The sequence below is a fragment of the Leifsonia sp. HAY1-4F genome, assembly GCF_056755275.1.
This window is the reverse complement of the sequence record NZ_JBNDHX010000139.1, coordinates 1-8,269: the sequence shown is the minus strand read 5'-3', so window position 1 is coordinate 8,269 and position 8,269 is coordinate 1. Positions and strand designations below refer to the sequence as shown.

Here is an 8,269-nt window from a genome sequence, read left to right as displayed (position 1 = left end):
TCCGTCGTCGGCAGCGTCAGATGTGTATAAGAGACAGCACAAAGAGTGCACGCTTGTGGGGCTCTGAGCGTGCAGTCTTTGTGTACTCGACGGTGGGGCTGCGGGTGAGAGTCAGTGGGTGGCGTCGAGGAGCTCGTCCTCGACGTCGGCGTCCGTGCGCTTGGCGCGACGGCGGCGTTCGCGCTCGGCGGCGCGCGCCCGCTCGGCGGGATCGTCCGAGTTCAGCTTGCGGTACTCGGTGACGAGCGCGTAGCCGAGGCCGAAGAATCCGATCAGCGCGAAGATGATCCACTGGATCATGTACGACCAGTGCAGTCCCTCATCCTGCGTCGGCGGAGAGGTGACCGTCGGCGTCGGTGCCGTCGCGGGCGCCGGGTCCTCGCTGTCGAGCAGCCCGTAGGCACCCGTATACACGTCGGCGCCGCCGAGCTTCTGCTTCACGACCGAGAGCTGGATGGTGCCCACCTGATCCCCGACGGCGGTGCGCCCCGAGATGGCCGGTTCGCTGGCCTTCAGCCGGGAGACGACGGTCACCGTGCCCGACGGCGCGGCCGGAATGTGGTCGGGCCGGTCGTTCGTGTTGCCCGTGGGGACCCATCCCCGGTCCACGATGAACAGCGAGCCGTCCGCGGTCCGCAGGGGAGTCAGCACCTCGAAGCCGGGACTCCCGTTGAAGGGCCGGTTGCGGACCAGGAGCTGGTGGTCGCGTTCGTACGTGCCCGCCACGGTCACGCGCCGCCACTCCTGCTTCGGAGAGAACGAGCCGAGGTTCGGGAGCTCATCGGTCAACGGAACCGGACGGGAGTCGAAGTTCGCGGTGACCAGCGCGTTCGCGGCCGCCGCCTCCTTGCTGCGCGCCAGCTGCCAGTTCGAGAGGAATCCGCACGCGACGGCGAAGACGATCGCGAACGCCAGATAGCCGAGCCAGCGCCGCGAGAACGCGAACCGCCAGCCGTCGCTCTTGCTGCGGCTCGCCTTCGCGCCGCTCACGCGTGCGCCCTCTCGGGGCCGTCGGCCTCCCCGCCCACGTCGGCCTCCCCGCCCGCGCCGGCCTCCCCGTCCGCGCGGGCCTCCTCGTCCACGGCGGGCACGACCCGAACCGGGAAGTCACGCGCCTCCAGGAACTCCCGCAGGAACTCCACATGCTCCCCGCAGGCCAGCCACACCTTCACCCGATCAGCCGAGTGGATGCGCGGGTTGCGCCATTCGATCCGCCACGACGCGGTGTCACCGCATCCGGCACGAGAGCACGTCAACGGCGCAGGCTCGCCGAACCCGATCACTGGTCCTCCTGCTGGTCGTCGCGCGGTCCCGGAACCGGGGGCGCCACTGGAAGGATATTGCCTGGACGCTGGACTTCGCCTCGACGCGGGTCGCTCGAGACGTTCGCGATCACGACCGCGAAGTAGGGCAGGAAGATCGCGCCGATCAGCGGGACCGTCGCCCACCATCCCGGGACGATGACCGCGACGATCAAACAGACCACACGGACCCCCATGGCGACCGAATACTTGATCATCCGGCGTCGTCGTTCCTCGTCGGGGGAGAGGGGCAGGCTCGTGATCGACGGAGCTGTGGGCTTCTTCATGTGCGTTGACTCCAGAGTACGTCCATAAACTGGGTGGCGGTCCGCTCACGGACATTTCGGCAGAAGGGAACCGCATGACCACGCCACGCACCGTCCTCGTCACCGGGGGGAACCGAGGGATCGGCTACGCGATCGCCGAGGAGTTCGTCGCCCAGGGGCACCGCGTCGCGGTCACCGCCCGGTCGGGAGAAGGCCCGGAGGGCGTGTTGACGGTGCGGGCGGATGTGACGGATGCAGCCTCCGTGGATGCGGCGTTCACCGAGGTGGAGCAGAAGCTCGGCCCGGTGGAGGTCGTGGTCGCGAATGCGGGCATCACCAAGGACACGCTGCTGATGCGCATGACCGACGAGGAGTTCGATTCGGTCGTCGAGACGAACCTGGGAGGCGCGTTCCGGGTCGTGAAGCGCGCGAACAAGGGGATGCTGAAGGCGCGCTTCGGCCGGATCGTGCTGATCTCGAGCGTCGTCGGCCTGTTCGGCGGCGCCGGTCAGGTCAATTACGCGTCCTCGAAGGCCGGCCTCGTCGGGATGGCCCGCTCGATCACGCGCGAACTCGGTGCACGCGGCATCACCGCGAATGTGGTCGCGCCGGGCTTCATCGAGACGGATATGACGGCGGCACTGCCCGAGGCACAGCAGGCCGAGTACAAGAAGAGCATCCCCGCCGGCCGGTTCGCCTCGGCGGCGGAGGTCGCCAAGGTCGTCACCTGGATCGCGGGGGACGACGCCGGCTACATTTCCGGCGCGGTCATCCCCGTCGACGGCGGCCTCGGTATGGGCCACTAGCCTGCCCTGCCCGCCCTGCCCTGCCCTGCCCGCTCTCGCCTCGCGTCCATCCCGCCATCCCTCCTGTCCATCCCGCCGAAGTGCTCGTAGTTGCACGTGGATGCGGCGTGTCGGCTGCAACAACGAGCACCTCGGCGGGTTGGCAGTAGGCGAAGGGACGCGAGGCGGGTCAGCCGCGGAGGCCGAGGAGGGGGAGGACCTGCGAAAGGTCCGGGTGGTCGATCACCAGGTCCGCCTGGGCGCGGACGGCCGGCTTGGCGTTGAAGGCGACGGAGAGCCCCGCCTCCTCCATCATCCGCAGGTCGTTGGCTCCGTCGCCGATCGCGACGGTCTGACGAAGGTGGACGCCCTCGGCGGCCGCCCAGAACAGGAGCGCCTGGGCCTTGGCGGCCGCATCCACCACCGGTCCGTCGACCTCCCCGGTGAGCACGCCCTCCTCGACCACCAGACGGTTGGCGCGCCAGTGGTCGAGCCCGAGGCGTTCGCCGATCGGGTCGAGCAGCTCGTGGAATCCGCCGGACACCACTCCGACGACTCCGCCCGCCGCGTGCACCCCGGCGACGAGCTCCGGCACGCCCTCGGTGACCCGGATGCGTTCACCGACATGCTGGAAGACCGACGCAGGCAGCCCTTCGAGGGTCCGGACGCGCTCCCGCAGGCTCTCTTCGAAGTCGAGCTCGCCGCGCATCGCGCGCTCGGTGATCTCGGCGACCTCCGTGCGTGCTCCCGCCTCTTCGGCGAGTAGCTCGATCACTTCGTCCTGCAGCAGGGTGGAGTCGGCGTCGAGCACGACGAGGACGGATGCCGTGCGGTGCCCTGATGTTCGTTCGTGTTCTGCAGAGGTCATGGAACGACGTGCACGCCCTTGCCGACGACGGTGATGCCCGACTCGGTGACCGTGAAGCCGCGGGCACGGTCGCGATCGGGGTCGACGCCGATCTGCGCGCCCTCCGCGACGATCACATCCTTGTCGAGGATGGCCCGGCCGACGAACGCGTTCGGCTCGATGACCGCACGCTCGAAGACGACGGAGTCAACCACCTTCGCGCCCGAGTCGACCTTGGCCCACGGGCCGAGGACGCTGCGCTCCAGGTGCGCGCCCGAGATCACGGAGCCCAGGGAGACGATGGAGTCGATGGTCGTTCCCAGCGCACCGCGTCCGTCCCGCACGATCTTGGCCGGCGGGGAGTTGAGCTGCTGGCTGAAGATGGGCCACTGGTTGTTGTAGAGGTTGAAGATCGGCAGCGCCGAGATCAGGTCCTGGTGGGCCTCGAAGAACGAGTCGATCGTCCCCACATCCCGCCAGTAGTAGCGGTCGCGGTCCGTCGATCCCGGGACGTCGTTGTTGTTGAAGTCGTAGACCGCCGCCTCGCCGCGCGACACGAAGTCGGGGATGATGTCCCCGCCCATGTCGTGGTTGGAGTCCGGACGGTCGCCGTCGCGCACCACGGCGTCGATGAGCGCGTCGGCGTCGAAGACGTAGTTGCCCATCGAGGCGAGGACCTCCTCGGGCGAGTCGGGCAGGCCGATCGGGTCGCGCGGCTTCTCGCGGAACGCACCGATCCGGGTGGGCCGCTCCCGCTCCACCTCGATCACGCCGAACTGGTCGGCGAGCGCTATCGGCTGCCGGATCGCGGCGACCGTCGCCGGCGCGCCGGAGGCGATGTGGGCCTCGATCATCTGGCCGAAGTCCATCCGGTACACGTGGTCGGCGCCGACGACCACCACGATGTCCGGCTTCTCGTCGCGGAGCAGGTTGAGGCTCTGCAGGATGGCGTCCGCCGATCCGCTGAACCACCGCTTCCCGAGCCGCTGCTGGGCCGGGACGGACGCGATGTAGGAGTTGGTGATCCCGTCCAGGCGCCAGGTCTGCGACACATGGCGGTCAAGGCTGTGCGACTTGTACTGGGTCAGCACGACGAGTTGGCGCAGCTGCGAGTTGATGAGATTCGAGAGAGCGAAATCGATGAGCCGGTACTGTCCGCCGAACGGGACCGCGGGCTTCGCCCGGTCCGCCGTCAGCGGCATCAACCGCTTGCCCTCTCCGCCCGCGAGGACGATGCCGAAGATCTTCTTGCCTGCTGCCATGCCCCTAACAGTAGAGGCCATTCGTTTGCTGTACTAGCGTTTTGGTCATGCGCGTCAACCTTCTGACCCGGGAGTACCCGCCGGACATCTACGGCGGAGCCGGAGTCCACGTCACCGAGCTCGTGCGAGCCCTCCGCAGTGATACGGAGGTCGTGGTGCGTGCCTTCGGGGAGCACCGGGACGAGCCGGACACGGCCTCCTACCGCGTTCCGGCGGAGCTTGCGGACGCCAACGGCGCGATCGCCACGCTCGGCGTCGACCTGCAGATGGCGCAGGACTGCGGGGAGGCGGACATCGTCCATTCGCACACCTGGTATGCGAACGGCGCCGGTCACGTGGCGAAGCTGCTGCACGGCATCCCGCATGTGGTCACTGCACACAGCCTGGAGCCGCTGCGGCCGTGGAAGGCCGAGCAGCTGGGCGGCGGGTATCGCGTGTCCAGCTGGATCGAGAAGACGGCGTTCGAGGCCGCCGACACCGTCATCGCGGTCAGCGACGGGATGCGACGCGACATCCTCGCCGCGTACCCGTCGCTCGACCCGACGAAGGTCGTCACGATCTACAACGGGATCGATCTGGAGCGCTGGCAGCCTCTCCGGGACGACGAGCGTGCGCGGGCGCTGGGCATCGACCCGGACCGTCCCGCCGTCGTCTTCGTCGGCCGCATCACGCGCCAGAAGGGCCTGCCGTATCTGCTGCGCGCCGCACGGATGCTGCCGCCGGAGGTCCAGGTGATCCTCTGCGCCGGCGCGCCCGACACGCCCGAGATCCTCGCCGAGGTGACCGGTCTGGTGGAGCAGCTCCAGCGAGAGCGTGACGGCGTCGTGTGGATCGACCGCCTGCTCCCGAATGACGAGCTGCGGATCGCGCTCACCGCATCCACCGTCTTCGTCTGCCCGTCGATCTACGAGCCGCTCGGAATCGTGAACCTGGAGGCGATGGCGTGCGGTCTGCCCGTCGTCGGGACCGCGACCGGCGGCATCCCCGAGGTGATCGTCGATGGTGTGACCGGCCGGCTCGTGCCCATCCAGCAGATGCAGGACGGCACGGGGACGCCGACCGATCCGGAGGCCTTCGTCGCCGACCTCGCGGCCGCGCTCACGGAGGTCGTCAGCGATCCGGCGCGTGCCGCCGCGATGGGCCAGGCGGGGCGCGAGCGCGCGGAGACGTCGTTCGGCTGGCCGGCGATCGCCGAGCAGACGCGCGACGTGTACCGATCGCTGGTCGCGCGCTGACGGCCCGCCCGTCACGGATGCGCGTCGTGCGACGGTAGGCTGGAACGCATGGCCGACAGCGTTCTCCGACTTACCGACGTGTCCGTTGTGCGGGACGGCAACCCCGTCCTGAAGGGTATCGACTGGACGGTCGAGCCGGACGAACGCTGGGTCATCCTGGGCCGGAACGGGGCGGGCAAGACGACCCTGCTGCAGATCGCGGCGGCCGCACTGCACCCCACCTCCGGCGAGGCCGTCGTGCTGGGCGAATCGGTCGGCCACACCGACCTGTCCGAGCTGCGGCCGCTGCTCGGGTTCGCCTCGAGTGCGCTCGCCCGCCGCATCCCCCGGAACGAGCGGGTGCTGGATGTGGTGATGACGGCCGCGTACGCGGTCACCGGCCGCTGGAACGAGCTCTACGAGGAGATCGACGAGCGCCGGGCCCACCGGGTGCTCGCGGAGTGGCACCTGGACCACCTGGCCGATCGCACCTTCGGGAGCCTCTCGGACGGCGAGCAGAAGCGCGTCCAGATCGCCCGTTCGGTGATGACCGACCCCGAGATCCTGCTGCTCGACGAACCGGCCGCCAGCCTCGACCTGGGCGGCCGCGAGGAGCTGCTGCAGCTGCTCGGCGGCTACGCCAGCGACCCGAAGTCGCCGGCGATCGTCATGGTCACCCACCACGTGGAGGAGATCCCGCAGGCGTTCAACCGCGCGCTCCTGCTCAAGGATGGCGAGATCACCGCGCAGGGCCCCATCGGCGAGGTCATCACGAGCGAGAACCTCAGCGCGACCTTCGACGTGGACGTCGAGATCGCCGAGTCCGACGGGCGGTTCACCGCCCGGGCGCGTCAGGGGATCGCGACGGAGTCCACCGACTGAGTCCACCGACGGAGTCGGGCGGGCCGATCTGCTAGACTCGATAGCTGGCCCCCGAACCGATCCTGCCGTCCTGGTAGCGATCGTCCGACGGGCGAAGAAGCTTCCCGTCCACGCGGTCTGCGCGGACATGACCGAACCGACTACTAGCTGCAACAAGGAAGTCCTGATGAAGACTGGCATCCACCCCGACTACGCCCCGGTGGTTTTCCGCGACCTGGCCTCGGGTGCGACGTTCCTCACCCGCTCCACCGTCTCGAGCGACAAGACCATCGAGTGGGAGGACGGCAACACCTACCCGGTGATCGACGTCGAGATCTCCTCCGAGTCGCACCCGTTCTACACGGGCAAGCAGCGCATCCTCGACTCGGCCGGCCGAGTCGAGAAGTTCAACACCCGCTACAAGAACTTCGGCAAGTAAGCGCTCTTCGCGTTTCACGCTCGCACGAAGGCCCCCGTCCAGTGGACGGGGGCCTTCGTCGTTGAGGATCGGCTAGGGGAGCTCAAGACGTGTGCACCATGCTGCCGGCCGTCGAGACGACCACGATGGTGATGATGATGCCGAGCACGATCGACGCGAAGCCGATGATGATCGCTGCGAGGGCAAGACCGTGGCCCTTCTCGCCGGTGCGCTTGATCTGGTTGAGGGCGATGAAGCCGAGGATGATTCCGACGATGTTGATGAAGAACGTCACGATGAACGCGACGATCGCCATGGTGTTCCAGCGGGAGTCAGCGGGTGCGCCCGGTTGGCCGTACTGAGGCTGCTGCGGTGGAAGGGGCTGCGGGTTCAGATTGGAGTCCGTCATGGCCGACACCGTAGCGGCCCGGCGGCCCGTGCAATAGTCCCCGCTCGTGGGGGAAGCAGATTCGACGCCGTCCGGCGCCGGGCTCAGCGCAGCGGCCAGGCCCCCGACGTGGTGAACTCTGGGTCGCGTTCCCGTCGCATGTAGTCCTGGAAATCGGCGGCCTGTTCGCGGCACCAGTCCACTTGGCGGCGGTGCAGTTCCGCGGCTTCGAAGGCCAGCGCCTCGGCGTGGATGCGCGCCAGCGCCTGAGCGACGCGCCCTGCGGCGATCGCGTCGGCCCCCGCGTCGTGCGCGCCGAGCAGGTCGACGCCGTAATGCATGGCCGTGACGGTGAGGGTGCGCTTCCCGCGGCGGAACTTGTCCACCGCCCGGTCGATGACCAGCGGATCGATGATCGGACCCGGGGAGACGAGGGGCTCGAGGCCATATCGTCGCGCCTCCCGGTCGAGCAGTGTGAAGTCGTAGGGCGCGTTGTAGGCGACCACGGGGATGCCGCGTTCGAACAGGCTGCGCAGCTGCGCGACGATCGCCGCGATGCCGCGGGCCGCATCCATCCCGTCCTGTCGTGCGCGCTCGGTCGTGATGCCGTGGACGGCCGTGGCCTCGGCCGGGATCTCGACGATCGGGTCGAGGATCCAGTCACGACGGTGCAGCACCTGGCCGGTCTCGTCGAGCAGGCCGACGTGGGCGGTGACGATCCTGGCCGATTCGACGTCGATGCCCGTGGTCTCGAGATCGAAGACGCCGAGACGCTGATGCCAGGAGCTCATGCCCCCACGGTATGCAGCCGTCGCTTTGCCACGCGGGAGGCACGCCGAAGTGCTCGTGGTTGCAGGCGACACGCCGACGGGATGCGCAACAACGAGCACCTGTCTCTTATACACATCTGACGCTGCCGACGACGGA

11 protein-coding genes are annotated in these 8,269 nt (G+C 68.7%); 4 read left to right on the top strand and 7 right to left on the bottom strand.

The genetic code is table 11. From position 1 onward, the window contains the following. Window positions 1-111: 111 nt before the first annotated feature. From ACPYOG_RS17895 to ACPYOG_RS17885, 3 genes are read right to left on the bottom strand one after another with little or no spacing between them, the layout of a single operon-like run. Window positions 112-990 (bottom strand): SURF1 family cytochrome oxidase biogenesis protein, encoded by an 879-nt coding sequence (locus tag ACPYOG_RS17895; RefSeq protein ID WP_481295504.1) that lies wholly within the window; start codon window positions 988-990, stop codon window positions 112-114. Beyond that, window positions 987-1,256 (bottom strand): hypothetical protein, encoded by a 270-nt coding sequence (locus tag ACPYOG_RS17890; RefSeq protein WP_481295503.1) that lies wholly within the window; start codon window positions 1,254-1,256, stop codon window positions 987-989. Before ACPYOG_RS17890 ends, ACPYOG_RS17895 begins: the two co-directional genes overlap by 4 nt. A 23-nt stretch (window positions 1,257-1,279) precedes the next feature. After that, window positions 1,280-1,588, bottom strand: a complete 309-nt coding sequence (locus ACPYOG_RS17885; RefSeq protein WP_090038246.1) for a DUF3099 domain-containing protein — start codon at window positions 1,586-1,588, stop codon at window positions 1,280-1,282. 74 nt (window positions 1,589-1,662) lie between these two features. Between ACPYOG_RS17885 and fabG the strand changes: the two genes are divergently transcribed. Beyond that, window positions 1,663-2,373 carry a 3-oxoacyl-ACP reductase FabG gene (gene fabG / locus ACPYOG_RS17880; RefSeq protein WP_481295502.1) on the top strand — a complete coding sequence of 237 codons (711 nt, stop codon included), beginning with the start codon at window positions 1,663-1,665 and terminating at the stop codon, window positions 2,371-2,373. A 169-nt stretch (window positions 2,374-2,542) separates the two neighbouring features. Here fabG and serB read toward each other — a convergent pair whose 3' ends face one another. Together serB and ACPYOG_RS17870 are read right to left on the bottom strand one after the other, a co-directional pair. Continuing rightward, window positions 2,543-3,220, bottom strand: a complete 678-nt coding sequence (serB, locus tag ACPYOG_RS17875; RefSeq protein WP_481295501.1) for a phosphoserine phosphatase SerB — start codon at window positions 3,218-3,220, stop codon at window positions 2,543-2,545. Next, the gene (locus ACPYOG_RS17870; protein WP_481295500.1) at window positions 3,217-4,461 is read right to left on the bottom strand and encodes a glucose-1-phosphate adenylyltransferase; all 1,245 of its coding nucleotides are present in this window, start codon (window positions 4,459-4,461) and stop codon (window positions 3,217-3,219) included. Before ACPYOG_RS17870 ends, serB begins: the two co-directional genes overlap by 4 nt. Before the next feature lie 47 nt (window positions 4,462-4,508). On the opposite strand from ACPYOG_RS17870, the gene glgA reads away from it, so the two are divergent. The 3 genes from glgA to ACPYOG_RS17855 all read left to right on the top strand — a co-directional run bounded on the left by glgA (window position 4,509) and on the right by ACPYOG_RS17855 (window position 6,975). Then, window positions 4,509-5,696: a glycogen synthase gene (gene glgA, locus ACPYOG_RS17865; protein ID WP_481295499.1), complete on the top strand. Its 1,188-nt coding sequence runs from the start codon at window positions 4,509-4,511 to the stop codon at window positions 5,694-5,696. A gap of 48 nt (window positions 5,697-5,744) precedes the next feature. After that, complete coding sequence (locus ACPYOG_RS17860) at window positions 5,745-6,557, top strand: ABC transporter ATP-binding protein (RefSeq protein ID WP_481295498.1); 813 nt, start codon at window positions 5,745-5,747, stop codon at window positions 6,555-6,557. Window positions 6,558-6,723: 166 nt separating this feature from the next. Then, the gene (locus ACPYOG_RS17855; RefSeq protein WP_090038270.1) at window positions 6,724-6,975 is read left to right on the top strand and encodes a type B 50S ribosomal protein L31; all 252 of its coding nucleotides are present in this window, start codon (window positions 6,724-6,726) and stop codon (window positions 6,973-6,975) included. A gap of 82 nt (window positions 6,976-7,057) precedes the next feature. Here ACPYOG_RS17855 and ACPYOG_RS17850 read toward each other — a convergent pair whose 3' ends face one another. Both ACPYOG_RS17850 and ACPYOG_RS17845 read right to left on the bottom strand, forming a co-directional pair. Beyond that, window positions 7,058-7,363: a DUF4190 domain-containing protein gene (locus ACPYOG_RS17850; protein WP_481295497.1), complete on the bottom strand. Its 306-nt coding sequence runs from the start codon at window positions 7,361-7,363 to the stop codon at window positions 7,058-7,060. 83 nt (window positions 7,364-7,446) lie between these two features. Further along, window positions 7,447-8,133, bottom strand: coding sequence for an exonuclease domain-containing protein (locus tag ACPYOG_RS17845; protein ID WP_481295496.1), 687 nt, complete (start codon window positions 8,131-8,133; stop codon window positions 7,447-7,449). Between the last annotated feature and the right edge of the window lie 136 nt (window positions 8,134-8,269).